The organism is Pseudomonas silesiensis, from assembly GCF_001661075.1.
GTDB lineage: Bacteria > Pseudomonadota > Gammaproteobacteria > Pseudomonadales > Pseudomonadaceae > Aquipseudomonas > Aquipseudomonas silesiensis.
In genome coordinates this window covers 1,512,275-1,538,167 of sequence record NZ_CP014870.1, presented here as the reverse complement: position 1 = coordinate 1,538,167, position 25,893 = coordinate 1,512,275, and the positions used below count along the sequence as shown (strand labels likewise).

General features: G+C 58.2%; 23 protein-coding genes and 4 tRNA genes. 6 read left to right on the top strand and 21 right to left on the bottom strand.

The features are described 5' to 3' along the window. Window positions 1-31 precede the first annotated feature (31 nt). The 10 genes from PMA3_RS07010 to PMA3_RS06965 form a co-directional block, all read right to left on the bottom strand. Window positions 32-358 (bottom strand): hypothetical protein, encoded by a 327-nt coding sequence (locus tag PMA3_RS07010; RefSeq protein WP_064676475.1) that lies wholly within the window; start codon window positions 356-358, stop codon window positions 32-34. A 410-nt stretch (window positions 359-768) separates the two neighbouring features. After that, the gene (locus tag PMA3_RS07005; protein WP_064676474.1) at window positions 769-1,176 is read right to left on the bottom strand and encodes an SEL1-like repeat protein; all 408 of its coding nucleotides are present in this window, start codon (window positions 1,174-1,176) and stop codon (window positions 769-771) included. After that, window positions 1,177-1,548, bottom strand: coding sequence for a hypothetical protein (locus PMA3_RS07000; RefSeq protein WP_003223109.1), 372 nt, complete (start codon window positions 1,546-1,548; stop codon window positions 1,177-1,179). Next, complete coding sequence (locus PMA3_RS06995) at window positions 1,545-1,886, bottom strand: helix-turn-helix domain-containing protein (RefSeq protein ID WP_064676473.1); 342 nt, start codon at window positions 1,884-1,886, stop codon at window positions 1,545-1,547. The genes PMA3_RS07000 and PMA3_RS06995 overlap by 4 nt, the downstream gene beginning before the upstream one ends. Window positions 1,887-1,999: 113 nt before the next feature. Further along, window positions 2,000-2,455, bottom strand: coding sequence for a YkvA family protein (locus PMA3_RS06990; RefSeq protein WP_064676472.1), 456 nt, complete (start codon window positions 2,453-2,455; stop codon window positions 2,000-2,002). Window positions 2,456-2,748: 293 nt separating this feature from the next. Then, on the bottom strand, window positions 2,749-3,465 hold the full coding sequence (locus PMA3_RS06985) for a BamJ family beta-barrel-assembly machinery protein (protein ID WP_064676471.1): 717 nt from the start codon (window positions 3,463-3,465) through the stop codon (window positions 2,749-2,751). Window positions 3,466-3,755: 290 nt separating this feature from the next. Further along, window positions 3,756-3,832, bottom strand: a tRNA-Asp gene (locus PMA3_RS06980). Between the two features lie 15 nt (window positions 3,833-3,847). Further along, window positions 3,848-3,923, bottom strand: a tRNA-Val gene (locus tag PMA3_RS06975). 187 nt (window positions 3,924-4,110) lie between these two features. Further along, window positions 4,111-4,187: transfer RNA gene (locus PMA3_RS06970), tRNA-Asp, on the bottom strand. A gap of 19 nt (window positions 4,188-4,206) precedes the next feature. Then, window positions 4,207-4,282: transfer RNA gene (locus tag PMA3_RS06965), tRNA-Val, on the bottom strand. Window positions 4,283-4,443: 161 nt separating this feature from the next. Between PMA3_RS06965 and rdgC the strand changes: the two genes are divergently transcribed. The 3 genes from rdgC (at window position 4,444) to sugE (ending at window position 6,910) form a co-directional block, all read left to right on the top strand. Beyond that, window positions 4,444-5,364, top strand: a complete 921-nt coding sequence (gene rdgC, locus PMA3_RS06960) for a recombination-associated protein RdgC (RefSeq protein WP_064676470.1) — start codon at window positions 4,444-4,446, stop codon at window positions 5,362-5,364. A 145-nt stretch (window positions 5,365-5,509) separates the two neighbouring features. Then, complete coding sequence (locus PMA3_RS06955) at window positions 5,510-6,475, top strand: bile acid:sodium symporter family protein (protein ID WP_064676469.1); 966 nt, start codon at window positions 5,510-5,512, stop codon at window positions 6,473-6,475. A 120-nt stretch (window positions 6,476-6,595) separates the two neighbouring features. Beyond that, window positions 6,596-6,910: a quaternary ammonium compound efflux SMR transporter SugE gene (sugE, locus tag PMA3_RS06950; RefSeq protein WP_027922462.1), complete on the top strand. Its 315-nt coding sequence runs from the start codon at window positions 6,596-6,598 to the stop codon at window positions 6,908-6,910. An 84-nt stretch (window positions 6,911-6,994) separates the two neighbouring features. Here sugE and PMA3_RS06945 read toward each other — a convergent pair whose 3' ends face one another. Together PMA3_RS06945 and PMA3_RS06940 are read right to left on the bottom strand one after the other, a co-directional pair. Next, entirely contained in the window at window positions 6,995-7,756 is a 762-nt protein-coding gene (locus PMA3_RS06945) for an iron-containing redox enzyme family protein (RefSeq protein WP_373459900.1), read from the bottom strand. Window positions 7,757-7,835: 79 nt separating this feature from the next. Then, window positions 7,836-10,295, bottom strand: coding sequence for an EAL domain-containing protein (locus tag PMA3_RS06940; protein WP_064676467.1), 2,460 nt, complete (start codon window positions 10,293-10,295; stop codon window positions 7,836-7,838). A gap of 246 nt (window positions 10,296-10,541) precedes the next feature. Between PMA3_RS06940 and PMA3_RS06935 the strand changes: the two genes are divergently transcribed. Next, window positions 10,542-15,212, top strand: coding sequence for a deaminase domain-containing protein (locus PMA3_RS06935; protein WP_064676466.1), 4,671 nt, complete (start codon window positions 10,542-10,544; stop codon window positions 15,210-15,212). Between the two features lies 1 nt (window position 15,213). Here PMA3_RS06935 and PMA3_RS06930 read toward each other — a convergent pair whose 3' ends face one another. Genes PMA3_RS06930 through PMA3_RS06905 form a run of 6 tightly spaced genes read right to left on the bottom strand, consistent with a single transcriptional unit; the run spans window position 15,214 to window position 19,648 of the window. After that, window positions 15,214-17,031 (bottom strand): ABC transporter ATP-binding protein, encoded by a 1,818-nt coding sequence (locus PMA3_RS06930; RefSeq protein WP_064676465.1) that lies wholly within the window; start codon window positions 17,029-17,031, stop codon window positions 15,214-15,216. Further along, window positions 17,024-17,626, bottom strand: a complete 603-nt coding sequence (locus PMA3_RS06925; protein ID WP_191654161.1) for a DsbA family protein — start codon at window positions 17,624-17,626, stop codon at window positions 17,024-17,026. The genes PMA3_RS06930 and PMA3_RS06925 overlap by 8 nt, the downstream gene beginning before the upstream one ends. Before the next feature lie 39 nt (window positions 17,627-17,665). Continuing rightward, window positions 17,666-18,607 (bottom strand): oxygen-dependent tRNA uridine(34) hydroxylase TrhO, encoded by a 942-nt coding sequence (trhO, locus tag PMA3_RS06920; RefSeq protein WP_064676463.1) that lies wholly within the window; start codon window positions 18,605-18,607, stop codon window positions 17,666-17,668. Continuing rightward, on the bottom strand, window positions 18,604-18,789 hold the full coding sequence (locus PMA3_RS32620) for a hypothetical protein (protein ID WP_064676462.1): 186 nt from the start codon (window positions 18,787-18,789) through the stop codon (window positions 18,604-18,606). Before PMA3_RS32620 ends, trhO begins: the two co-directional genes overlap by 4 nt. Window positions 18,790-18,814: 25 nt before the next feature. Next, the gene (locus PMA3_RS06910) at window positions 18,815-19,114 is read right to left on the bottom strand and encodes a BolA family protein (protein WP_008060866.1); all 300 of its coding nucleotides are present in this window, start codon (window positions 19,112-19,114) and stop codon (window positions 18,815-18,817) included. A 12-nt stretch (window positions 19,115-19,126) separates the two neighbouring features. Next, window positions 19,127-19,648, bottom strand: coding sequence for a DUF2059 domain-containing protein (locus tag PMA3_RS06905; RefSeq protein WP_064676461.1), 522 nt, complete (start codon window positions 19,646-19,648; stop codon window positions 19,127-19,129). A 191-nt stretch (window positions 19,649-19,839) separates the two neighbouring features. Here PMA3_RS06905 and PMA3_RS06900 point away from each other — a divergent pair, with 191 nt between their 5' ends. Next, window positions 19,840-21,234 carry a class II fumarate hydratase gene (locus PMA3_RS06900; RefSeq protein WP_064676460.1) on the top strand — a complete coding sequence of 465 codons (1,395 nt, stop codon included), beginning with the start codon at window positions 19,840-19,842 and terminating at the stop codon, window positions 21,232-21,234. 131 nt (window positions 21,235-21,365) lie between these two features. Here the strand turns inward: PMA3_RS06900 and PMA3_RS06895 are convergent, their stop codons facing one another. Beyond that, window positions 21,366-22,328: a DMT family transporter gene (locus PMA3_RS06895; protein WP_064676459.1), complete on the bottom strand. Its 963-nt coding sequence runs from the start codon at window positions 22,326-22,328 to the stop codon at window positions 21,366-21,368. A gap of 213 nt (window positions 22,329-22,541) precedes the next feature. Here PMA3_RS06895 and PMA3_RS06890 point away from each other — a divergent pair, with 213 nt between their 5' ends. After that, on the top strand, window positions 22,542-22,736 hold the full coding sequence (locus PMA3_RS06890) for a DUF6316 family protein (RefSeq protein ID WP_064676458.1): 195 nt from the start codon (window positions 22,542-22,544) through the stop codon (window positions 22,734-22,736). Window positions 22,737-22,913: 177 nt separating this feature from the next. Here the strand turns inward: PMA3_RS06890 and PMA3_RS06885 are convergent, their stop codons facing one another. Then, window positions 22,914-24,098, bottom strand: coding sequence for a thiolase family protein (locus PMA3_RS06885; protein WP_064676457.1), 1,185 nt, complete (start codon window positions 24,096-24,098; stop codon window positions 22,914-22,916). A 101-nt stretch (window positions 24,099-24,199) separates the two neighbouring features. Then, on the bottom strand, window positions 24,200-25,714 hold the full coding sequence (gene pap, locus PMA3_RS06880; RefSeq protein WP_064676456.1) for a polyphosphate:AMP phosphotransferase: 1,515 nt from the start codon (window positions 25,712-25,714) through the stop codon (window positions 24,200-24,202). Window positions 25,715-25,893 lie beyond the last annotated feature (179 nt).

The window sequence follows — 25,893 nt, the reverse complement described above, 5'->3', positions numbered from 1 at the left end:
GAGGCCAGCTCAGACACTACAAATCGCTGAACTAATTCGCCGCTGACCGAGCCCGCAACCGCCGCCCAATCACATCCAGCACATCGCAGCCATCGCGCAGTGGAATGGCACAGAGTAAGGCAAAGTCACTGAGGATGAACGACTCACAGTCGATCGAACCGCGCATGGAGAGGTTCTCCAGCACTTGGGTTACCGCGCGGATTCGGTAGTGGGCCGTGTCATACAAAACATCAAGTGACGCGTGGGTATCGACGAACAACGTGGGCATGTCGTCGCAGTTGCTGGTGAGTGCCATGAAGCGGTTTTCGGGATGAGGAGTTGGTTTTTCGTAAGGTGGATCGGGATGCAATGTGGTCATATGGAAACCCTAAAAGTGAAGATAGGAACTGCCATCCACCTTCCTACTGGTTAGGGTGGCAGCTATGCGTGGGGTAGGAATATCGAGACTTTTAGGGCGAAAACTCGACCACGCCGAAGCGTGCCCACACATAGCCGCCGCAACGAATTTTACGGACGCATTTCAACGGCCGCAATCAAGTATCGACGCCAATGTCACCTTAAAAGTCTTGAAGGGTTCCTACACCCTGCCGCTGGATATGCAGCGACCCCCAAAGCCTAACGACTGAACTCATCGCGCACCAGTTCACGAAAGTCGCCGCGTTTTGAAGGAAACTTCCGACAACCTTGCCCAGAAATTTCGCTACCTAAACGCAAAACGTGGCGAGAGGTATCTCTGACACAATGTTTGTTTGCCAGATACGCAGGTGGCTAATCGGCACAACCGCGTGTCGCCAACGCTTTAAGCTTGATCTCGGCCAACGGATGCCCCGCCTTCGCCGCCATCTCCCAGAACCGCGCCGCCTCAACCGGATCCGGCGCCTTGCTCGCCGTTCCCGCCAGGCTGATCACACCCACCTGGTACGCCGCCTTGCCATCGCCCGCCAACGCCGCCAGGCGCAACAAGCGCACGCCTTCCTCACGAGCACCAAGGCCAACACCGCGAAAGGTCAGGATGTGCCCGTAGAAGCTTTGAGCGCCAACGTCCCCCAGGTTGGCCATGCGTGCAAACTGGCCCTCGAGCCAGCTCCAGCCTCGGGGCTGGCGGACGAACCATGACCAGTGAAACAAACGCCGGGCCAGCCAGTAACCGGCCCGCGCCTTGAGTCGCAGGAACACTCAGGCTTCCGCCGATTCGGGGTATTCGTACTCGAACACTCGCACCACTTCCGAGGCATGCCAGGATGCGGCGGCGACGCCATCGGATGGTCCGGAAAAACGCCCCAGACGTTCCACGCATTCAAAAAAGCCGGTGCGCGGCAGGCGACTGGCGCCCTGGCTGATCACCAGCGAACTGCGCAAAGGCTGTTCGGCCTTGGCATCCAGCGCGGCCAGGTGCTCAAGGGCGGCGGTCAAGGTTTGCATGGCCGGCGTCGGCAGCTGCAGACGCTCCAGCAATGCGCGATAAGTCAGAAGGTGACGTTGACGACGGGCCTGATCCAGCTCGCCGAGTAATCCATCCCAATGTTGACGACTGATGCGTACGCTCACGATTCATCCCTCCACCCTGGCACCGTCATTTCCCAGGCCAGGCTGCGGCGAATCGCAGCGTCGGGTTGACGCTCGCCACTTTCGATCAAGGCCAGATAAGACGGGCTGATGCCTACCGTGCGGGCCAGCGCCTCGATGGCGATGCCCTTCCCTTCGCGCAAACTGCGTAGTTGATCCAGACCCGGAAGCGTCGGGTCGGGTGATGCCCCATGACGCTCTGGGGCGATCTGCGGCGGTTGCTGGTTGATGCCTGCTGCTTTCAGTAGAGCCTGATACTGAGCCCACGGCAGAACTGCATACTCGGGCTCGCCTTCGCGTGTGATTATCTGGATATCCATGACTTCCCCGTAGGACAACGACACTTAGCGAGTCGGCACTTTTCCCTAGAAGTGTAATCCTAACAGCGGCTAAGGTCGCGAGGGGTTTGAATATAAGGACGTCTTGAAGGGGCTCAGTGCTTTTTCGGGTGCTGAAGCTTGAGTTGCTCCGGGGTATCGGGCAGGCGCTCGACAATGGCGAGCTTCTCCGGTAGCTGGCGTTTGCGCCAGGCGCGGAAGGCGTTAAGTTCGTCGTCGAGGACTTTCATCAGCCAGGCCAGCACGGCGATGTCATCGAGCATGCCGAACATTGGAATGAAGTCAGGAATTGCATCCACCGGACTGAGGAAATACATTAAGCCTGCGACCACCGATATCAGCGCTTTCGGGCTGATGGCGCGGTACTCGCCTCGCCAATAGGCCAGGCACAGCGCTTGTAACAAGCGCAGATCATCCTTGAGCTTGCCCAGCCGGTTGCCTTGGGTGGCACCTTTGCTGGCGACAGCGAACAGCAAGGTCGGCAAACGTCCACGGGCGAGCAGACGTCCGGCGAGTGGTAGAAAACGAGCGAAATTCCAGGGCGCTTTCATAAATTCTCCCGCTGAAATGTTATCCACACAAATTGTGGATAACCTTGTGAACAGAGCTGCATTTCGCGGCTGAAGGCCCCGTTTCATAAGGGCTGAGCTCAGATCGGGCGTTTTTTACTCACCTAAAAAAACCCAAGATTTCATTGACTTGGCGCTCTGGCGCGGATAGCACGGGCGCCCTCAATGGCTATGACTCCAGCGTTCAGCATCCGTTCGCTTTGTTTACCCTTGCTGAACGCCAGATGCAACAACGCCTCGCATAAGCGAGGCGTTGTCGTTGTAACAGACGCCGATTACTTGGCAGCGTCGTCCTGTTTTGCCGGGTCCTTGATCCCCATCAGCTCCAGGTCGAATACCAGCACCGAGTTGGCTGGAATCGCCGGGCTCGGGCTCTGGGCGCCGTAAGCCAGCTCGCTAGGAATGTACAGTTTGTACTTCTCGCCAACGTGCATCAGTTGCAGGCCTTCGACCCAACCCGGGATTACACCGCTGACCGGCAGATCGATCGGGCTGCCACGCTCGACGGAGCTGTCGAACACGGTGCCGTTGGTCAGGGTGCCGGTGTAGTGAACGGTCACTACATCGGTCGGCTTAGGCTGTGCGCCATCGGCTTTCTTGACCACTTCGTACTGCAGGCCCGAAGCAGTGGTGGTGACACCGGCTTTCTTGGCGTTGTCTTCGAGGAATTTCTTGCCGGCGGTTGCCGACTCCTCGCTCATCTTGGCCATACGCTCTTCAGCACGCTTTTGCAGAGCTGCGAAGGCTTCGACCAGCTCTTCGTCTTTCAGCTTCTGTTCTTTCTTGCCGACGGCATCTTCGATGCCCTGGGCAACGGCTTTGGAGTCCAGGTCATCCATGCCTTCCTGAGCCAGGCTCTTGCCCATGTTCAGGCCAATCCCGTAGGAAGCTTTTTGCGCCGGGGTTTTGAGCTCTACGCTGGTCTGCGAATCACAACCCGCTAGTACCAGGCCAACCAGGGCCACCGCCGCCGCCAACCGATGCTGTTTCATGCTATTTCCTTGTTCATGCGCCTAAAGGGCAATCGAGTAAAGCCGCGAGCTTATCAGGCGGCCACGACCAATGGCTACCGGCATGAGAGCAGGAAATGCCTGATAAGTTCAGGTGTTTCAACGCATTTCTAGAATTGGAGGATGAAGAGTCTGTCATCTTCGCCCTGTAGGAGCGAGCTTGCTCCTACAGGGGGAAAAGCGAAAAAGCCAATCTCCAGACAGCAGAAAGCCCGCACTAGGCGGGCTTTCTGTTTGGTGATCTGGCGTTCAGCATTCCAGATAACCGAATATGGCGCAGCGGACGGGACTCGAACCCGCGACCCCCGGCGTGACAGGCCGGTATTCTAACCGACTGAACTACCGCTGCGCGTAGCGTTGAAAGTGGTGGGTGATGACGGGATCGAACCGCCGACATTCTGCTTGTAAGGCAGACGCTCTCCCAGCTGAGCTAATCACCCTTTACCTTCGTTGCGGGGCACATTATGCCACAGGTTTTTATAAAGTGTTGATTTAATTGATAAATTATCAAAAAAATCTAAAAACCGGTGAAACAACGCTTCCTGCAGGAACTTCGGACAGAAAAAAACCCGCGTGAGCGGGCTTTTCCGTGGTGACCTGGCGTTCAGCGTTCCAGGTAACCGAATATGGCGCAGCGGACGGGACTCGAACCCGCGACCCCCGGCGTGACAGGCCGGTATTCTAACCGACTGAACTACCGCTGCGCGTAACACTGAATGCGAATGGTGGGTGATGACGGGATCGAACCGCCGACATTCTGCTTGTAAGGCAGACGCTCTCCCAGCTGAGCTAATCACCCTTCACGTTCGGTGTGGCGCGCATTCTACGGAGCACCCCCACCTCTGGCAAGCACTTTTTTAAATAATTTTTGCAGGCCTTCCAAAGGCTTAGCTAAGGGTTGGCCTATGGCGCCGCGAAGAGAATAATGCCCCCCTTTGTATATAAGGAGAGACTCACCCCATGTGGTTCAAAAACCTGCTTCTCTATCGCCTGACCCAAGATCTGCCTGTTGATGCCGAGGCGTTGGAAGCTGCACTGGCCACCAAACTGGCGCGTCCGTGTGCAAGCCAGGAGTTGACCACCTACGGTTTCGTCGCGCCGTTCGGCAAGGGCGAAGATGCACCGCTGGTGCACGTCAGCGGTGATTTCCTGCTGATCAGCGCCCGCAAGGAAGAACGCATTCTGCCGGGCAGCGTCGTGCGCGACGCGGTGAAGGAAAAGGTCGAAGAGATCGAAGCCGAGCAAATGCGCAAGGTCTACAAAAAGGAACGCGACCAGATCAAGGATGAAATCATCCAGGCCTTCCTGCCACGGGCGTTTATTCGTCGTTCGTCGACCTTTGCCGCCATCGCGCCGAAACAGGGCCTGATCCTGGTCAACTCGGCCAGCCCGAAACGTGCCGAAGACTTGCTGTCCACCCTGCGTGAAGTGATCGGTACGCTGCCGGTGCGCCCACTGACCGTGAAGATGTCCCCGACGGCAACCATGACGGAGTGGGTCACCACCCAGAAAGCCGCAGACGACTTCTTCGTGCTGGACGAGTGCGAGCTGCGTGACACCCATGAAGACGGTGGCATCGTGCGTTGCAAGCGCCAGGACCTGACCAGCGAAGAAATCCAGCTGCACCTGAGCACCGGCAAAGTGGTCACTCAATTGTCGCTGGCCTGGCAAGACAAGCTGTCGTTCGTCCTCGACGACAAGATGGTGGTCAAGCGCCTGAAGTTCGAAGACCTGCTGCAAGACCAGGCGGAACAGGACGGTGGCGAAGAAGCCCTGGGCCAACTGGATGCCAGCTTCACCCTGATGATGCTGACGTTTGGCGACTTCCTGCCGGCGCTGGTTGAAGCGCTGGGCGGGGAAGAGATGCCGCAAGGGATCTAAAGGTTGGTGATTGATAATGTGGGAGCGGGCTTGCTCGCGAATAGGGACTGACATTCAGCGATGAGGTTGACTGACACTCCGCTTTCGCGAGCAAGCCCGCTCCCACATTCGATCGGTGGTGCTACTAAATAACAAGGATCGGGCCATGCGCGCACTGGCTGCATTGAGTCGTTTTGTCGGCAACACCTTCGCTTACTGGGTTCTGATTTTCGCCGTCGTGGCATTCCTGCAACCGACGTGGTTCATCGGCCTCAAGGGCGCCATCGTCCCGTTGCTGGGGCTGGTGATGTTCGGCATGGGCCTGACCCTCAAGCTTGAAGACTTCGCCGAAGTCGCCCGCCATCCGTGGCGCGTGGCCTTGGGCGTGGTTGCCCATTTCGTGATCATGCCCGGTGTGGCGTGGTTGCTCTGCCAAGTGTTCCACTTGCCGCCGGAAATCGCTGTCGGCGTGATTCTGGTCGGTTGCTGCCCTAGCGGCACTTCGTCGAACGTGATGACCTGGCTGGCCCGGGGCGATCTGGCGCTGTCGGTGGCCATCGCCGCCGTCACCACCCTCCTCGCTCCGCTGCTGACCCCGGCACTGATCTGGCTGCTGGCCTCGGCGTGGTTGCCGGTGTCGTTCATGGAGCTGTTCTGGTCGATCCTGCAAGTGGTGCTGCTGCCGATCGTACTCGGCGTGCTCGCCCAGCGGGTGCTCGGTGATCGGGTTCGCCACGCAGTGGAAGTGTTGCCGTTGGTGTCTGTGGTCAGCATCGTGATCATCGTCACCGCGGTGGTCGCCGCCAGCCAGGCGAAGATCGCCGAGTCCGGCCTGTTGATCATGGCCGTGGTGATGCTGCACAACAGCTTCGGCTACCTGCTGGGTTACTTCACCGGCCGGCTGTTCAAGTTGCCCCTGGCCCAGCGTAAATCCCTGGCGCTGGAGGTCGGCATGCAAAACTCCGGACTGGGTGCCGCCCTGGCCAGCGCGCACTTCTCGCCGCTGGCGGCGGTGCCGAGCGCATTGTTCAGCGTCTGGCACAACATTTCCGGGGCGCTGCTCTCGACGTATTTCCGGCGCATGAGCGAGAAAGCAGACAGAGCAACAGCGGCCAAAGCGGCCACTGACTGATCCATGAACTTGATCCCCGGGTTAATAATGGGCACTATTCTGCGCAACGCGAGGACGACCTCGCGGCTCGATCGAGTCATTTAATCTGGGGACGACCCCGTCAATCGATGGAGGTCTCTCATGTCCTGGATCATTCTGTTTTTCGCCGGCCTGTTCGAAGTCGGCTGGGCTGTCGGCCTCAAGTACACCGATGGGTTCAGCCGCCCTCTCCCTACCGCGTTGACCGTTGCCGCCATGGCCATCAGCCTTGGCTTGCTGGGTCTCGCCATGAAGGAACTGCCGCTGGGCACGGCCTATGCGATCTGGACGGGTGTGGGGGCAGTGGGGACAGTGATCGCCGGCATCATTCTCTTTGGCGAATCCATGGCGCTGTTCCGACTGGCCAGCGTGGCGCTGATCATTGCCGGACTGGTTGGACTGAAAGTCAGCGCCTAGCCATTTGCAGCGGCCACTAAAAAGCCCGCCCCCCTGGCGAAACGGACAGGGGGAGCGGGCTTTTTCAATGCAGCGAATAACCGATCAGCTTTCCGCCAGCGCCATCCGCTCACGCATTACCGGGGCCCGCTCGGCATGCTCAAGCTGCATACAGCGCTCCAGGAACAGGAACATGTAGTCGTAGCTCTTGCAGACGGCCTGACGCAACTCCACTTGCAAGGACTTGCTCGGGTTCATGCCCGCCAACGTGCAGATGATTTCCAGCGCCTCCCACGGATGGGCATCGTCATACTGGGCATGCATCTTCAGCCACTTCATGGCCCGCTTGCGATCTTCCTCGGGGAACGACGCCGCATAGACGCCACTGGAACACACCAGCGCCGACCACTCCCCCGTCGCGCCTTCGATGGCGTAGTTGGTGGCGGCAATGGCAACGATCAGCGAATCCGCGGAACTGGTGTGCCAGCACCAATGGCTCAAGGCATGCAGTTCCGGGGCAACCTGTTGCGCTTGCAGATCTTCCAGGCTGACACCGTGGGCACGGCTCCAGTGCACCCAGTAATCTGCGTGATTGAGTTCCACGCGGATATTGCGCATCAGCCAGCGACGCGCCATGTCTTCGCCTGGATGGCGGGCAAAGCGGGTCTTGGTCAGGTTCTGTGCCATGTATAAAGCGAACTGTTCGACCACGGGCCAACCACCGATCAGGTAGTGGCGCATGGTCTTTGCACTGAGCTTGTTATCACGCAGTCGCTGGTACAGTTCGTGTTCGACAACCCGGCGCTTACTCGCGCTGCAATCCTGGATCAGGCGCTGAGCCCAGGCGGGATAACTTGCAGCTTCCATGAGTGGTCCGGTTCTGATGAATGTGTCGATCACTGTCGGGCTCCTTTTGATTGTGATTGTAAGGACCAGCGGGAGATTTTCAGCGGAACGTACCAGGCGCCTTGAATAACAAAGGCCGGGGCCGGGCAGGACGACGTTGCAGACTATCGCAGGTAAACGGATGCGGGCGTTCAATCACATACCCTTGAGCGTAATCCACCCCGATCTCCAGCAATGCCTGCTCGATCTGGGGTGTCTCAACAAACTCGGCAATCGTGCGCTTACCCATGACATGACCGATGTGATTGATCACTTCGACCATGGCGCGGTTAATCGGGTCGTCCAGCATATCCTTTACGAAACTCCCGTCGATCTTCAGGAAGTCTACAGGCAAATGTTTCAAATACGCGAATGAGGACATTCCGGCACAAAAATCGTCGAGCGAAAAATGGCAACCTAACCCTTTGAGTTCATTGATAAATTTTATTGCGCTCCCGAGATTGGAAATCGCGCTCGTCTCTGTGATTTCAAAACAAATCATTTCAGGCGGGATCGCATACGCAACAAATTGTTCCCGCAGGAAGTCGAGGAACGCCTCGTCGCCGATCGTGGTGCCTGACAGATTGATCGCACACATCGCCAACGGACAATTGCGCTTTTCAGCCATGCACTGGGCAATGATCTTGAACACGTTCTCCACAACCCAGCGGTCGAGAGACGTCATCAGCCCGTAACGTTCGGCCGCCGGAATAAAACTGTCGGGCAAAATCATCCGCCCGGATTCGTCATGCAGGCGCAACAGGATTTCGATATGCCCGCCGCCTGATTCCGTAGGGCCAAGGGGCGCAATTTCCTGGGCGTATAAACAGAAGCGGTTGTCTTCCAGCGCCATGTGCAAGCGTTGCACCCAGGCCATCTCGCCAAAGCGCAGGGACAGTTCAGAATCATCGGCATGATAGACCTGAACCCGATTGCGCCCCTTTTCCTTGGCCATGTAGCAGGCCATGTCCGCAGCGCGCAGCGAGGCTTCGAGGGTGGTCGGGTTCTGCGTGACATGCACCAGGCCGATGCTCACCGTGGTCACGAACGGGCGGCCTTTCCAGACAAAATGCAGGTTCTGTACGGTTTGGCGCAATACCTCGGCAATTTTCTCCGCGGCTTGCGGGGCACAGTTTTCCAGCAGGATGCCAAACTCGTCGCCACCCAATCGGGCCAGGGTATCGCCCTCGCGCAGGCCGGATTGCAACAACGCACAGATATGCCGCAGCAATTCGTCACCGGCCGCATGACCGCAGGTATCGTTGACCAGTTTGAACTGATCCAGGTCTAGGAACATCAGCGCATGGCGCCCTGAAAGCCGCGTCAGGTTGTGCAGCGCCTGCTCCAGGCGATACTCGAACTCGCGGCGGTTGGCCAGCCCGGTCAGGGCATCATGGGTCGCCTGCCAGGACAGATTGGCAATGTATTGGCGCTCCTGGGTCATGTCGTGCAACACCAGCACGGTGCCGCTGACTTTGCCGGCATTGCGGATCGGCGCACCGACCAGCGTGACCGACACCGTGCTGCCGTCCAGGCGTTGAATCAATTTGGAATGTTCGCTGCCACCGCTGAGCTGCCCGCTCAAAATGTGCTCGATCAAGGTAAAACCGTCAGCCTGAGCATTCTCGTCCAGCAGATTGAACAGTGCTGCCAGGGGCAAACCTGTCGCCTGCTCGGCCTTCCAGTGCGTCAACGCCTCGGCGGCCGGGTTCATGTAGGCGATCGCGCCTTCGACATCCGTGGTGATTACACCGTCGCCAATCGATTGCAGCGTGATCTGCGCCCGGTCTTTCTCCAGTTGCAGCGCGTCGGCGAATGCATGGCGCTGCTTGAGCAGCTTGTGGGTGCGCATCAGCGCCAGGACGATCAAGCCCAGGGCCGTGGCGAGATTGATCACCAACAACAGCCGCAGGATCACCCGCGAGCCTTCGCCCAAGGCGTCACTGAAGGCCTTCGCCGCCGGTGTCACATTTTCGTTGATGGCGAATATCTGATCCTTCCAGCGCTTGATATCGGCATCGGAGGCGTGGCCGGTGGTGATGCGCTGATGCATCTCCCGCGCAATGGCATCGAGTTGCACCAGGTATGCATCGCCCACCCTCCAGAGGTCGATGGCTTTCTCGTGGTAACGGAAGTGCCGGAAATTCAGGTAGAGCCAGATCACACCGTCGATGTCATCCGGGTGGTTGCCACCCTTGAGGATCGCCACGCGCGCGGCTTCGATATTCGGAGGCTGTTGATCCAGCGCCACACGCAACTCATGCCCACCCTGAGGCACGGCAATCGCACTCTGGTATTTGTTGAATATCGCCTCGTCACGACTGTCGGCGTAGAGATTGAGGTAATAAATGGCGTCTTTCTGGCCCTTGGACCACAGGCTTTCACCGGCCACGTAGCCGCGAACCGCGGAAAGCATGTACAGACTGACGCCCCCCAGCAGCGCCTGAAACAGCACGACGGCGATAAAAGGCCAGACGATGCCCAATAGCCGGGGTGTTCCGAGAGTCCGTGTCTGATTCATGAGGTCCCTTGCATTAGCACTGCCCGTTCGTCGTCCGGACGAAATCGCTACAGCTAGACTAGGGTGCGTTCTACGTCCCTGCAAGTGAGAACCTATCGTTACCAGCAAGTGCCCGCATTAATACCCCCCCCAGCCCCTCGCGACACATATGTACCGCACGGACTCTCTTCCAAGTCGTTGTAATCGGCAGCAATCCCCCCTGTAGAACCACAGGGAACGCCCAAAACATGACAAGAGAGCAACATCATGCAAACAAACGCCCCTCGCGTCTCATTCCCCACCACCGCTCAAGTTCATCAGGGTCAACTCGAGGACTTTGAACTGCTGGTAACGGTTCTGCGCGCGTATTCTGGTTCGCTGGATGATTTTTCACAAATGCTGCTCAAGCCGAGCACTTTTTCACCCTTGGACCAGGAACACGAAACCGGGCAAGGCGCGTTGCAGCAATTGCTTGAGGACCCCGATTACCGGGCGCTGTGCGCATACAACAATGTGTCCCCGGACTACCTTACCGTCACCATGAAAGAGGGAGCTTTTGTTTATGAAACTTCAAATCAAGACGGTGTAAACAAGACCGAACTGGACCTGACGGGAAACGAGAAATGGCAAGCACTGCGTACCCTGATCGAACAGTCTGTCCCTTTGTTGGGAGGACAAATTCGCTATGACAGACTTATCTCGGCATCCAGGATTGCCATTTTTTACGGAATGATCCCGTGGGATCCGACCCAACCGGCTGAACATCAGGCCGCTATCGACGCTCTGCGAGAAAAGATCGCAAGCTATCAGCTGGGGCTTGAAGAAGATTTCAACTTACTGGACCTGAAGGCAGATCTTACCAACAAACTTCGCCAAGTTTCTATTAAAGGTATCCTCGCCGATTCTCAAGAAGAAATGCAACGGCAATTCATAACGAACGAAGTCAAAAGAGTCATACAGACGTTTCTGCCTGAGGGAGTCACATCCCCGCTGACCTATCTGGCCAATGACGTTCTTGTGTCGGCCGAGCCTGAAAGGGTTCGTGCCCAGCCAACGGTTTTTCTAAAAAAAATCCTGCAAAGCGTCGAAGCCAGAAAGCTGGGAGATTGCTTGCTTTCAATGTTGAATTGGTACGGCGGGAAACCCGGTGAAGAGACTGCGCCTCACATTCGAGTCAAAGTGGTCGCCAACGCACTGCGTATCTGGTTCCATTCGCGACTCGTCGAGTATCCCGACAGGATCGCCGGCTACGACCTGCAATCTCTCTCAAACTGGGGAAAGAGTTATAATAGTATATGGAAGGAATTTGAAAATCATTTATTAATATCAAATCGGGCATCTTCCGAGAAAGAGGCCACCGTTCTTGCAAAATTGTTCCTCTGTCAGTTTCCAGCCGAATTTTGCATCACCGACATTCCGTCGGAACTGTCTTATAGAGGCTCCGTTGTTTGGGTCAATTTTATGACCGGGGTAACGCTTGTCCACTCTGCCAGCCCCAAGGCGCTCTACAGACAAAATTTTCAAAAGTTAGTTAACTTGCCTCTGAAGCTCAGTGAGGGTGCGCCGGAAGAGCACTTGCACGCAGTGAGTCTGGCGAGGCTGTTACCAGCAGTGGACTGGGCGGTAACCCAAGGCGTCATTCCTCAAAAACCCTATGAAGAATACACACAGGCCGAAACTGAACGAGCGCTATCCGAACTGGATAAGCACACCGCCGCACTCAATGCAGCAATTACCCAAATCAATGAAGAGCCGCCCAAGCGGCTGTCCATTGCCGAGGCAGAAATCAAAAAACTCTTTAAAGAATGCGACTTGTTATCGAAAGGTCGAAAACTGGCGAGCAAAAAGCCTTCCGTTGGTGCCCGTCCTGCTAGCGGATACCTCAAATACTCAATTGTCGACATCCTGGCCTCCGACAGATTCGGCGTTAAACAAAAATGGTGGGTAACAGAAGGCGATGGTATTACCCGTACCGATCGATGGATCATGATAGATAAAAACCGATCTATAAGGACCGAGGGACTATGGGTTATATCGAGTTTGAATGGTCGAAAAACAGTCTTGTCACCATACGCTGAAATGCCCGATGTGCGGGCGCTGTTCGACACCGATTTCAAGCGCCATCTGGAATCGATCACTGCAGCTTATGAAACACTGATCAGAACGCTGCTGGCTTCGCTTCCACTTACCGATCGTCAAGCGTTGGAGTTTGGTGAGGTGCAGGTCTACAGCCTGCGAGGACAAACCCAGTACACCTATGCCCATGAGGAGACCGCAGAACAAATTCTTGCGCTTAGAACGCGTAATGGTCTGATACTACAAGCGACCCATAGGGGAACAAGCCTTTATTATGAACTACTGCCCAAGGCAGGCGTGATTCGCCGTCTCGACTATTTTAATTCCGCGATGATAGGAGGAGTCGTTCATCCAAAGGGCAGACGTCTTGATGGCACTGAATTATATATGTTAGCCGCAAAGGAGTTACCCTTTGACTGGGACGCTCATTCGACCGGCAGCCCGCCAAGAAAAAATGCCCACTGCGGGGCGATTGTCGAAATGCTGGGCAGTGCATTTGCCGCCGTGCCAGAAACAACCCAACATTCACAAACCACCCCACTAACGCTATCGTCCAGTCGCTCAGTGGACATCAGCCATCATATCGCAACCGAACTATTGTACGTTGATCCGACAGCGCTTCGTAGTTACGCCTTTGGACAAACCGAAATTGATCGTCAGCGAGCACAATTTGAAAAAGTGGTAAAAATTTTCACATCGTTCGTGCCTTTCTGGGGCAGTATTGACGACCTGTTGTCCGGCGACAGAAGTAGACAAAAATGGGGAGCAATCGGTATTTTCTTCGATATACTTTCATTCGCTATTCCAATGGGTAAATTTGCAGCAGGTTCAGTAAGACTGATAAATACCGCAGGCCAAATCGGCACTGGCGCCGCCCTTCCAGCGTTCAGCTCGCTGACGAGAAAACTGTTGATCTCAACTTTGAGGGCCGCAAATCCGCTTGATGTCATTCCCTCATTACTCAGAGGTCTGGGAAACGGATTGCGCGGAATAGGCAACTTCGCCATTAACACAGCCAAGCTGACGGGAACAGGTCAACCCTACAAGTACGTGCGCAGCTTGGCTCAGTTGAGCGACGTGAGTAACTGGAAGCCGTTGGCAGTCGGCGATCAGTTAGCCTCGGTCAAGGGAATCGACAATGTATCAATGCGCAACATTGCCGCCGTTGGCAACCCCGATTATCGCCTTCTGGATCCATTAACTTCAAAGCCCTACGGTCCGGCATTATCCACCAATTCTGGCGAAATTTCGTTGGGGAGATCCCATTACAGCATCCTGGAAAATAATAACGGTCACGCGATAGTCGAGGTTTCTGAAAATACCCGTATTCGAGAATTGCCTGAAGTCGATGGCCGAACCACGGTGTATCTCGATGACGTCGCCTACCGGCTGGATGGCGACATCTTTCGCCGAGTCCATCTGATCGATGATAGTGAAGCACTGAAACTGGTTCCCTGCCGTCCTCGCCGAGCGCCAGGGGAAACCGTCTGCATCAATAGTTATGTCAGTGCAACTCCCGCTCCGGCCCCCTCGATCGGCTTAGTCGACGAAAGTAAGGGTTATGCATTGTGGTTTGGCGACCGGCTCTCTACACCGGAAACATGGCGGCAACATCAGTACCTCACGCTCGATGGCGCGGTCTACCGAGTTACGGACAATGTGGCGCGCCGCTTTCATGGCAATCTGAAATCCCTGGGTTTCGCCCATAGCCGTCTGGTGCCCCGCCAGAACATCACCGCCACTATAGAGTTTCGAAAAGGCATCTACGCTCGCATTAATGCCCTTGGAACCTATGAGGGTGCCCAAGACATTCATCGGGTCGGGGCCATTGTGGTTCCCGCCATCGATGATAAGGCTGTCCATGTTTTCACCCGGGTCAACACTGACCAGTACTATCTCGCGACGGTACCCAAGGACAACAGTTTGAGCCAGCCACTGGTATTCAAACGCCTGAAGAGTACCGAGATGGCCGACGGCACGCTCGGCGAGGAACTGGTACGGGTATATACCGGCTCGCTGCACGCGAACAACACTGCCCGAATCCACGGGATCGAGGCCGTCGATCGCGCTTTAAAAACCATGGAAGATATCGCGATTCCTCTTGGTACAACGGGTACACCGGCCAGCAATATGAAATGGGTCAAGGTGGACACCAGCCCAGGGGAGGCCTTGATGTTCGATCATTCAACCCGAATGATCGTCACCCGGCTACCGGAAGGGGCTGCTGCCTGGACACGCAGTAAGGAAGCGCCACAAGCTTTTAGGCAAAAAACAGCAGAAATCTTCGATACGCTTTTTCTGTCGCCGACCATCAGCCCCAGAAATGCCGACGCGGCATTACAGATAGAACTAGCGATGGGAAAACTGCAAAGACTACTGCCCCGGAACGTGCAACGGGCCAATCCCAGAAACATTGCCTTCGCCGAGGTGATGACCACTTCCGGGCATAGAGAAATCTACGTCAGCGTTTCCGGGGCTCAGGGTAGCACCACCCGTTTGCCGCTGTTCCGGCATTTGGGCGCCAATCATGTACGAATAGGTGATACGACCTACATCAATATTGATTTCAATCAGGCTTTCCCGATAACGAACCTCAAAGTCACGCCCGAGGGAAAGATATTGGCCATCCCCATCACTATCAAGGATATCAACACCTATAAACCGAGACAGATGACCAAGCCGACATCGCTGGACAGCGAAAGCAAATTGATCAACGTTATTCGTGAGAAGTATCCCGACCCATCGGAAATCCGCTCCGTCGATATAGCGACGACCATGCGCCCCTGTGAGTCGTGCTCGGTGGTAATGAAACAATTCGGACATGATGGAGCGGAAGACTCACTTCAGGTGCTCTGGAACTGACCTACATCTGCTGCAAATGCCCATATAACTTGGCGTACAACCCACCGTCGGCAATCAATTGCTGATGGTCGCCATCCTCGGCGATTTGCCCTCCATCGAACACCAGCACCCGGTCGGCCTGCTTCACGGCCGACAACCGGTGCGCAATGATCAAGGTGGTGCGATTGCTCAGGAAGCGCGCCAATGCCTGGTGCAGGTTGTATTCGGTGGCCGCGTCCAGGGCGGAGGTGGCCTCGTCGAGAATCACCACTTTGGGCTCGGCCAGCACCATCCGCGCAATCGCCAGGCGTTGACGCTGGCCACCGGACAGGCGCACGCCGGAACGGCCGACGATACTGTCCAGGCCATTGGGCAATTCACGAATCGTGGCGTGCAGCTGTGCAATTTCCAGCGCCTGCCAGCACGCCTCGTCGCTGCGTTCGCGGCCCATGGTCAGGTTGGCGCGCACGGTGTCGTTGAACAGCGCCGGGTGCTGCAGGACTACGGCGACGTTTTCCCGCACGGTTTCCAGGCCGATCTCCTGCTGGGTCGAACCACCGAAGCGGATGGTCCCGGCGAGCGGCGTGTACAGGCCCAGCAACAGCTGCACCAAGGTGCTTTTACCGCCACCGCTGGCGCCGACAATCGCGACCTTTTCGCCGGGGGCGATCGACAGGTTCATCTGGTTCAACACCAGTTCGTCGCCGTAGCCGAAACTCAATCCCTGGACTTCGATGCCGACGGTTTCGCGGCCGTTGAACGGGTCGACGCCACCCGGGTATTCAGGCTCGTCGGCCCGGGCCAGCAACTCGTTGATCCGCGACAGTGCGCCACCGGCGGCGTAAAAAGCGTATTGCAGATTCAACAGCTGTTCCACCGGGCCGATCATGAACCACAGGTAGCTGAACACCGCCAGCATCTGCCCGATCGACAGGTCGGAAAACAGCACGGTGAGCATGGCGGCGGCACGGAAAATATCGATGCCAAACTGGAACAACAGGCCGCTGGCACGGTTCGACGCATCGGTTTTCCACTGCGAACTCACCGCGTAGTCGCGCACTTCGCGAGCCCGTTGGCCAAGGCGCCCGAGGAAAAAACCCTGACGGTTGCCGGCGCGCACTTCCTGGATCGAATCGAGGGTTTCGGTGAGTGCCTGGGTGAAGCGCGAGGTGCTGTCGTTCTCGAGTTTCTTCAGGTGCTTGACCCGCTTGCCCAACTGCACCGTGGCGTAGATCACCAGCGGGTTGAACAGCAGAATCAACAGCGCCAGTTTCCAGTGCATCCACATCAAAATGCCCGCGGTGCCAACCAGGGTCAACATGGCCACGAGGAAACGGCTGAGGGTTTCGCCGACGAACTTGTCCAGCGTGTCCAGATCGGTGACCAGGTGCGTGGTCACCGTGCCGCTGCCCAGACTTTCATATTCGCCCAACGAGATGCGCTTGAGTCGTTCGATCAGGCGTACACGAATGCGGTACACGATGTCCTTGGCCAGCGCGGCGAACAACTTCGCCTGCACCACGTTGAACAGCAGCGCAGCGCAACGCAGGCCCAAGGTCACGAAAAGCATCAAGCCTATGTAGCCCGCGGCTTTCTGCCAGACGTCGGGCAGCGCGTGGTTCATGATTTTCAGCGCGGTGTCGCCGTGGCCCAGCAACACTTCGTCCACCAGCAGCGGCAACAGCAAGGGGATCGGCACGCTGCACAGGGTCGCCAGTACGGCCACGCCGTTGGCGATCCACAGGGACTTTTTATGCTGAAGGGCCAGCCGCCGGATTTCCGCCCAGCTCAGTCGATCGACGCGCTTGGGGACTGGCGCGTCATCGGGCAGGTCATGCACAGGCCGCGCGCTCCAGCCAGCGGCCGAGCAACGGGGACAGCACACTCAGCGGTTGATAGCCATTGGTCAACAGCGCCAACTGACCATCACGCTCAGCCAGCAAGGTCGGGAAACCGGCGATGCCCAGGTCCTGGACCCAGGTGAAATCGGCCGCCGTCGCGGCATGCTGATCCGCACGGTCGAACGCGGCGGCGAATTCGATACGCGGCAGACCGGCCTGCTCCGCCAACTCCACCAGCACACTGGCGTGCGTGACGTCGCGCCCTTCGGCGTAAAACGCGTGCTGAATCAGCCCGAGCAGTGTCCACGCGCAATCCGGCGCCAGGCTGCGCGCGGTCACCAGCGCCCGACAGGCAGGTTCGGTGTCGTAGACAAACCCGTCGGGCAACGCGCCTTCCAGCTTGAACGGTTGACCCGTGGCTTCGGTGACCGCTTGCCAATGCTCAAGGATGTAGCGCCGGGTGGTTGGCTCCAGCGCGGAGCCACTGCCGGTGCGCAAACCGCCGACCACCAGATGCACCTCTACCCCCGCTGCGCGCGCCTGCTCGACCAGCGCATTGGCCACCGGGGCGAAGCCCCAGCACCAGGAACACATCGGGTCCATCACATAGAGCAGGCGTTGCGCAGACATGGTTCAGGCCTCGGAAGGGGTTTGCTTGTAGTTGTAGCCGATCGGGTGAGGCAGGTTGCGCGCCTTGGCCAGTTCGATCTGCTTTTGCCGGTCGATGGCACTGCGACGGGTCTTCTCGCTCAGCTTATCCCAGCAGTGCGGGCAACTGATGCCGGCCACGTAGTGCTCGGATGCGCGGTCGGAGGCGCTGATCGGTGTGCGACAGGCATGACATTGATCGTAGTCGCCTTCGCTGAGGTCATGGCGTACGGTCACGCGGTTATCGAACACGAAGCAGTCGCCCTGCCATTTGGTTTCTTCCTGCGGTACCTCTTCCAGGTACTTCAGAATGCCGCCCTTGAGGTGATAAACCTCGTCGAAACCCTGGCTGAGCATATAGCTCGACGCCTTTTCACAACGAATGCCGCCGGTGCAGAACATCGCGACTTTCTTGTGCACGGCCGGGTCGAAATGGGCTTTGATGTAGTCGGGGAATTCGCGAAAACTGGCGGTCTTGGGGTCGATGGCGCCTTCGAAGGTGCCGATCGAGACTTCGTAGTCGTTGCGGGTGTCGATCAACAGCACTTCCGGATCGCTGATCAGCGCGTTCCAGTTTTGCGGGTCGACGTAGGTGCCGACCTTTTTGTTCGGGTCCACGCCTTCGACGCCGAGGGTGACGATTTCTTTCTTGAGTTTGACTTTGGTGCGATAGAACGGCTGGTCGTCGCAGTACGACTCTTTGTGGTCGATGTCGTCCATGCGCGGGTCGTTCTTAAGCCAGGCCATCAGCCCGTCAATGCCTTCGCGGCTGCCGGACACGGTACCGTTGATGCCTTCCTCGGCGATCAGCAGGGTGCCTTTGATGCCGTTGTCGACCATCGCTTGCAGCAGTGGCTCGCGCAAAGCGACGTAATCTTCCAGGGTGACGAACTTATACAGTGCCGCCACGACAATCTGTTGTGTCATGGGTGATTCTCCAGGTGGCTACCCTCGTAAGGGGTGAACCGGATACGAAAAAAAACGCGCCGGGTGAGCGGCGCGTTGCGGATTCTAGCAAAAATAACGCCATCGCTGTAGGAGCCAGGCTTGCCGGCGAACCAGGCGCTGCGGTGCAACTGCTGTACCGCATAATCGTTCTTCGCCGGCAAGCCTGGCTCCTGCAGGGAGGGTGTATCAGGATTTGCTGCCGCCAGCACAGGTCGGCGAGGCCGGGGCCGCGTCGATCTGTGCCCATTCCTCTGGCGTGTAGGTATGCAGCGCCAACGCATGGAACTCGCCCATCAGCTCGCCGAGCGTGCCGTAGACCTTCTGGTGACGCTTGACGCGGTTAAGCCCTTCGAACTGCGCACTCACCACCACAGCCTTGAAGTGGGTCTGCAACCCACGGCTGTGCATGTGGCTTTCATCCAGCACTTGCAGGTGCTCGGGCTGTAACAGGCCCAGCGTCGATTCGATGCGTTGTTGCATGGTCATACCGGACTCCGCTTACGGCTTTTTCTTGGCTGGAGCGGCGCCTTTTGGCTCCAGCTCGGCCGTCATGTCAGCCAGCAGTTTGTTGACTACAGGCACTGCGCTTTCCAGCTTGGCCTGGGTCATCTGGGCCGATTGCTGGGTCAGCTGCGGCATTTTTTCCAGGACTTTCTTGCCCAGTGGCGACTTGTAGAACGCGACCAGGTCCTTGAGCTCGGATTCACTGAAGTTGGTGGTGTAGAGCTTGACCATGTCCGGCTTCAGCTTGTTCCAGCCAATGGCTTGGTCCAGAGCGGCGTTGGCTTTGGCCTGGTAGGTTTCCAGCAGGGCTTTTTTCGACTCGGGGGCTTTGGTCTGTTCAAAGCGCTGAGCGAACATTTGCTGCACTTGCATGTACACCGGAGTGCCCAATTTGTCAGCGTGCGCCAGGGTCAGGAAAGCCTCGGCACTGGCGTTGTGGCTGGCGGTATCGGCAAAAACAGGGCCGCTGGCGCAAACCAGTGCAACCGCGGTACAGATGGCACGAAGACGAGTCATCGAGTTTCCTTTTCTAGCAGGCGAGGTAAAACCCCAAGGGCGACCATTCTGCGCCTAAAAAACCGTGTGGCTCAACCCCAAGCCTTGTCGGGCCTGATTTAGAGGGGGTGAACGGTCAAATTCCAGACTGATGGAACCACGGCCGGCGAACAGGGCCTAAACTCGCTATCAGACCAACAGGAGTGTGCATGATGAGCCGTATCGAAACCGACAGCCTTGGCCAGGTTGAAGTCCCGGATGAAGCTTACTGGGGCGCTCAGACGCAACGCTCGCTGATCAATTTCGCCATCGGCGACGAACGCATGCCGCTGGCGGTGCTGCATGCGCTGGCGCTGATCAAGAAAGCCGCGGCGCGGGTCAATGACCGCAACGGTGACCTCCCCGCCGACATCGCCCGGCTGATCGAACAGGCCGCCGACGAAGTGCTCGACGGCAGCCACGACGACCAGTTCCCGCTGGTGGTCTGGCAGACCGGCAGCGGCACCCAGAGCAACATGAACGTCAACGAAGTGATTGCCGGCCGTGCCAATGAACTGGCCGGCAACCCGCGCGGCGGCAAGGCTCCGGTGCACCCCAACGATCACGTCAATCGCTCCCAGAGCTCCAACGACTGCTTCCCCACTGCGATGCACATCGCCGCGGCGCAGGCGGTGCAGCAGCATTTGCTGCCGGCGATCAGCGAACTGTCCGGTGGGCTGGCCGAGTTATCCGCCCGGCACATGAAGCTGGTCAAGACTGGCCGCACCCACATGATGGACGCGACCCCCATCACCTTCGGCCAGGAACTGTCGGCGTTCATCGCGCAACTGGATTACGCGGAACGGGCGATCCGCAGCGCGCTGCCTGCCGTCTGCGAACTGGCCCAGGGCGGCACCGCAGTCGGTACCGGCCTGAACTCGCCCCACGGTTTCGGCGAAGCGATCGCCGCCGAACTGGCCGCCCTTTCCGGTCTGCCGTTCGTCACCGCACCGAACAAGTTCGCCGCACTGGCCGGCCATGAACCACTGACCACCCTGTCCGGCGCGCTGAAAACCCTCGCCGTCTCCCTGATGAAAATTGCCAACGACCTGCGCTTGCTGGGTTCCGGACCGCGGGCCGGTTTTGCCGAGGTGAAACTGCCCGCCAACGAGCCGGGCAGTTCGATCATGCCCGGCAAGGTCAATCCGACCCAGTGCGAAGCGCTGTCGATGCTGGCTTGCCAGGTCTTGGGCAACGACGTCGCCATCGGTTTTGCGGCGAGTCAGGGTCACCTGCAACTGAACGTGTTCAAACCGGTGATCATTCACAACCTGCTGCAATCGATCAGGCTGCTGGGGGATGGCTGCAGCAACTTCCAACAGCATTGCATCGCCGGCCTGGAGCCGGATGCAGCGAAAATGGCGGAACATCTGGAACGCGGGCTGATGCTGGTGACGGCGCTGAATCCGCATATCGGGTATGACAAGTCGGCGGAGATTGCCAAGAAGGCTTATGGCGAAGGGCTGACGTTGCGGGAAGCGGCGTTGCAGTTGGGGTACCTGACCGATGAAGAGTTCGATGCGTGGGTGAGGCCGGAGAATATGCTGGAGGCTGGGGCCAAGGGCTGAGTTCCGTAGCGCCTGACCGTCCGCCTTCGCGGGCAAGTCTCGCTCCTACAGGTATTGTGTCGACCACTATTTCGGTGAACGATGCAACTCCTGTAGGAGCGAGGCTTGCCCGCGATGAACGATGACTCGGTCTAACGACCCACCGCCATCCGCACCCGCCGCGCCCGGATCCCGGCCATCAACGAAGGCCCCAACGCCACCAGCGCCGACCCCAGCACCACCAGCACCGCCCCGCCATACCCCAGACCATTGATCGTCTCGGCATGCACATATTCCGGCCACCACCACGCCGCTACCGCCACCGCCGCAAAGGTCACCAAGGGTGTGATCGCCAGGGTGGCACTCACTCGCGAAGCTTCCCAATGCGCCAAAGCCTCGGCAAACGCGCCGTAGGCAATCAGGGTGTTCATGCAGCAGGCCAGCAGCAGCCAGCCTTGCAACGGGCTGAGTTGCAGTGCCTCCAGTGGGTGCACCCAAGGCGTCAGCAACAACCCGCAAAACAGGTAGATCACCATCATCACCTGAAACGAATTCCACACCGTCAGCAATTGCTTCTGCCCCAGGGCATAGAAGGTCCAGACGGTGGAGGCCAACAGCACCAACAGGACGCCGGTCGTGTAGTCGGTCAGGGACGTGAACAACTCGACCAGCCGCTGGTTGAAAAACAGACCGAAGCCGATCAGCAGCACCAGCAGGCCAATCCCCTGCCCCACGCTGAACCGCTCCTTGAACACAAACAGGCTGGCAATCAGCAGCATGATCGGCCCCGTCTGCACCACCAGCTGCGCGGTGCCGGGGCTGAGCAGGTTCAACCCCATCAGGTACAGCACGTAGTTGCCCACCAGCCCGAGCACCGCCATCAATACCAGCCAGCCACCGCGCGGGCCGAGGACTTTGCGACTGGGCAGGCGCCGGGTCGCCGCCAGGAATATGAACAGGCACCCGCCGGACACCATCAGACGAAACCAGGTCACCGTCACCGGATCCATCACCAGCAGCACTTGCTTGAGCTTGATCGGCAGGATTCCCCACAGCAACGCGGTCAACAAGGCCAGGAACAGACCATAAATCCAGCGACCCGATGAAACGTGCATGAAAAACCCCGAAGCCGATTGGCGAAAACCGTCATTCTAGGCGCAGAGCCGCTCGGCACACAGGGACAGTTGGCGACTGGCCGCGAATGAAACTGTGCAGGTCGCAACATTCAATGGGCCGACAGGCCGTCGATCGGTTGGCGAGGCATAGCCGGAGGTTCATGCATAAGCTCATTGGATCCATCAACGGCAACACCGCCAAAGGAGACCGCCATGTACGGCATGCGCGCCCAGGACAATGCCCCCGCCACCCACTTTCGCAGTGACCGGATGTGCCGTGTGAACGGGGAGTTGTATTTCAGCACCCGGGAAAACACCCTGGAGGGGCCGTTTGAAGACATGGAGACGGCTGAGGTGCAGATTCAGGCTTATATAGAGCGGATGCTGCTGTTGCGGATGAACCTGTAAACCGCGGCGCCTGCATTCGTCGGAACGCCGCCCGGAGCAAGCCCGCTCCCACATTTTGAGCGCAATCCTCCATTTTGAGCGCAATCCTCTGTGAGAACTCGGTCAAAATGTGGGAGCGGGCTTGCTCCGGGCGGCGTTCCGACGAATGCGGTTGATCAGGCAATATATCTTTCGAATCTAGCGCACCGCCTCAAACAACCCCGTAGCCCCCATCCCCCCGCCCACGCACATAGTGACAATCCCGTAACGCAACCCGCGCCGCTGCAACTCACGCACCAGATGTCCCACCTGCCGCGAACCGGTCATGCCGAACGGGTGGCCAATAGAGATCGAGCCACCATTGACGTTGTACTTGTCGTTATCGATCTCCAGCCGATTGCGGCTGTACAGGCACTGGGACGCGAAGGCTTCGTTGAGCTCCCACAGATCGATGTCGGCTATCTGCAAGCCCTTCGCCTTAAGCAACCTGGGTACCGAGAACACCGGGCCGATGCCCATTTCATCCGGCTCACACCCGGCCACGGCAAAGCCGCGGAAAAAGGCTTTCGGCTTCAGTCCCAGTTCCAGGGCTTTTTCCAGGCTCATCACCAGGGTCATGGAGGCGCCATCGGACAGTTGCGAAGAATTGCCGGCAGTCACCGAGCCGTCTTCGGCAAACACCGGTTTCAATCCGGCCAGGCTTTCCAGCGTGGTGTCCGGGCGGTTGCAGTCGTCCTGATCGACGATGCCGTCGAGGATCTGCACTTGCCCGGTGGCCTTGTCTTCAACTCGATACTTGACCGCCATGGGTACGATTTCATCGTCGAACAATCCCGCGGCCTGGGCCTGGGCGGTGCGTTGCTGGCTTTGCAGGGCGTACAGGTCCTGTTGTTCGCGGCTGACCTGGTAACGACGTGCGACGATTTCGGCAGTCTGGCCCATGGGGAAGTAGATGCCCGGCGTTTGCTCCTTGAGCAACGGGTTGATCAGGTTGTCGGTGTTGACGCTGTTCATGGTCAGGCTGATGGATTCGACACCGCCGGCGACGATGATGTCGCTGCAACCCGAGGCGATCTGGTTGGCAGCAATGGCGATCGCCTGCAAGCCAGAGGAGCAGAACCGGTTGAGGGTCATGCCGGCACAGCCGACGCCCAACCGCGAGAGCACGGCGACATTGCGCCCGATGTTGTAGCCCTGGGCGCCTTCGTTGGAGCCGGCACCGACGATGCAGTCCTCGACACTGGCCGGGTCGATTCCCGTGCGCGCCAACAAGGCGTCGACACAATGTGCCGCCATATCGTCCGGACGGGTCATGTTGAACTTGCCGCGAAAGGACTTGGCCAGGCCGGTCCGCACGCTGTCGACGATCACCACTTCACGCATGGCATACCTCATTGTTGTTGTCGGTTGGAGTGGACCGAGCATAAGTCCATCAAATGACCAACCGCGACAATCATTCACCTTGCGTATGCGCAACCATTGACTCACCCCTTGTCCTTTTTCGCCTTCTTGTCGGATTTCCTGAACGCTTCTTCCAGCGCCTCATTGATCGTGCGCAACACCTTGACCCGGGCCCAGCGCTTGTCATTGGCCTCCACCAGGGTCCAGGGCGAGATTTCGGTGCTGGTGCGATCGACCATGTCGCCGACCGCAGCCCGATAGTCGTCCCACTTGTCCCGGTTGCGCCAGTCATCTTCGGTGATCTTGAAACGCTTGAAAGGCGTCTGTTCACGCGCCTCGAATCGCTCCATTTGCGTCTGTTTGTCGATGGACAGCCAGAACTTGACCACGATCACCCCGGCATCGGCGATCTGCTCTTCGAAGTCGTTGATTTCACCATAGGCACGCAACCAGTCCGCCGCGCTGCAAAAACCTTCGATGCGCTCCACCAGCACCCGGCCATACCAGGAGCGGTCGAACACGGTGAACTTGCCGCGCGCCGGAATATGGCGCCAGAACCGCCACATATAGGGATGCGCCCGCTCTTCTTCAGTGGGCGCGGCGATCGGCACGATGCTGTACTGGCGTGGGTCCAGCGCCGCGGCGACCCGGCGAATGGCCCCGCCCTTGCCCGCCGCGTCATTGCCTTCGAACACGGCGATCAGGGCGTGTCGGCGCATGCGTTTATCACGCATCAGTCCGGAGAACCGCGCCTGCTCGGTGATCAGCTGTTCTTCGTAATCGTCCTTGTCCAGATTCAGGCTCAAGTCCAGGCTGTCGAGCAGGTTCATCTGGTCGACACTGCTGACCAATGGCGCGGCGCTGACTTTATCCGGGTGAATCGTTGGGCGCTTCAGGGCGCCTTGCAGGCCCTCGAGCAGAATCATGCCCACCGCCAGGCTGCGATAGCGCGGGTCCATCCCGGCGATCACATGCCATGGCGCGTAGTCGCGGCTGGTGCGACGCAGGATGCGTTCGCCGTATTTGACGAATTTGTCGTAGGTCTGCGACTGCTGCCAGTCCAGCGGGCTGATGCGCCAACTGTGCAAGGGATCGTCAGCCAGGGCCTTGAGCCGCGCGCGCATTTGTTTCCTGGAGAGGTGGAACCAGAACTTGAAGATCAGCGCCCCTTCGTCGCACAGCATCTTCTCCAGACGCTCGGCGGCGTTGATGGCTTGATCGAGCCGCGGATCCTTGAACACGCCATGGACCCGGTCTTGCAGCATCTGGCTGTACCAGTTGCCGAAGAAAATCCCCATGCGACCCTGGGCCGGAAGCATCCGCCAATAACGCCAGGCCGGAGGCCGCGCCAGCTCTTCGTCGGTCTGTTGATCGAAGGTGCGCACCTCGATCAGGCGCGGGTCCATCCATTCGTTGAGCAACTTGACCGTCTCGCCCTTGCCCGCGCCTTCGATGCCGTTGATCAGGACGATCACCGGGAAGCGTTTCTGCTGCTGAAGTTCGAACTGCGCCTCAAGCAACGCCTGGCGCAGGGCTGGCACTTCAGCGTCGTAGGTGTCTTTGTCGATGACGTGACCGATTTCAGCAGATTCGAACATGGACGGCTCCCTTCCCGGATTGAGCAAGACTAGCGGATTGGGCCATGAGTCCGCAGAGAAAATTCCCTATGGTTTCGTAATGACTTTGTAGGAGCGAGCTTGCTCCGGGCGGCGTTCCGACGATGGACTCCAGAACACCGCGTGTTATCCGGCAGATACGCGTTATCGTTGGCGACCAT

Bases quoted from the DNA above. Each gene is read 5' to 3' on its own strand.
- PMA3_RS07010 (WP_064676475.1), bottom strand. From the start codon at position 358: ATGACCACATTGCATCCCGATCCACCTTACGAAAAACCAACTCCTCAT.
- PMA3_RS06995 (WP_064676473.1), bottom strand. From the start codon at position 1,886: ATGGATATCCAGATAATCACACGCGAAGGCGAGCCCGAGTATGCAGTT.
- PMA3_RS06990 (WP_064676472.1), bottom strand. From the start codon at position 2,455: ATGAAAGCGCCCTGGAATTTCGCTCGTTTTCTACCACTCGCCGGACGT.
- PMA3_RS06985 (WP_064676471.1), bottom strand. From the start codon at position 3,465: ATGAAACAGCATCGGTTGGCGGCGGCGGTGGCCCTGGTTGGCCTGGTA.
- rdgC (WP_064676470.1), top strand. From the start codon at position 4,444: ATGTGGTTCAAAAACCTGCTTCTCTATCGCCTGACCCAAGATCTGCCT.
- PMA3_RS06955 (WP_064676469.1), top strand. From the start codon at position 5,510: ATGCGCGCACTGGCTGCATTGAGTCGTTTTGTCGGCAACACCTTCGCT.
- sugE (WP_027922462.1), top strand. From the start codon at position 6,596: ATGTCCTGGATCATTCTGTTTTTCGCCGGCCTGTTCGAAGTCGGCTGG.
- PMA3_RS06945 (WP_373459900.1), bottom strand. From the start codon at position 7,756: ATGGAAGCTGCAAGTTATCCCGCCTGGGCTCAGCGCCTGATCCAGGAT.
- PMA3_RS06940 (WP_064676467.1), bottom strand. From the start codon at position 10,295: ATGAATCAGACACGGACTCTCGGAACACCCCGGCTATTGGGCATCGTC.
- PMA3_RS06935 (WP_064676466.1), top strand. From the start codon at position 10,542: ATGCAAACAAACGCCCCTCGCGTCTCATTCCCCACCACCGCTCAAGTT.
- PMA3_RS06925 (WP_191654161.1), bottom strand. From the start codon at position 17,626: ATGTGTTCCTGGTGCTGGGGCTTCGCCCCGGTGGCCAATGCGCTGGTC.
- trhO (WP_064676463.1), bottom strand. From the start codon at position 18,607: ATGACACAACAGATTGTCGTGGCGGCACTGTATAAGTTCGTCACCCTG.
- PMA3_RS06910 (WP_008060866.1), bottom strand. From the start codon at position 19,114: ATGACCATGCAACAACGCATCGAATCGACGCTGGGCCTGTTACAGCCC.
- PMA3_RS06905 (WP_064676461.1), bottom strand. From the start codon at position 19,648: ATGACTCGTCTTCGTGCCATCTGTACCGCGGTTGCACTGGTTTGCGCC.
- PMA3_RS06900 (WP_064676460.1), top strand. From the start codon at position 19,840: ATGAGCCGTATCGAAACCGACAGCCTTGGCCAGGTTGAAGTCCCGGAT.
- PMA3_RS06895 (WP_064676459.1), bottom strand. From the start codon at position 22,328: ATGCACGTTTCATCGGGTCGCTGGATTTATGGTCTGTTCCTGGCCTTG.
- PMA3_RS06890 (WP_064676458.1), top strand. From the start codon at position 22,542: ATGTACGGCATGCGCGCCCAGGACAATGCCCCCGCCACCCACTTTCGC.
- PMA3_RS06885 (WP_064676457.1), bottom strand. From the start codon at position 24,098: ATGCGTGAAGTGGTGATCGTCGACAGCGTGCGGACCGGCCTGGCCAAG.
- pap (WP_064676456.1), bottom strand. From the start codon at position 25,714: ATGTTCGAATCTGCTGAAATCGGTCACGTCATCGACAAAGACACCTAC.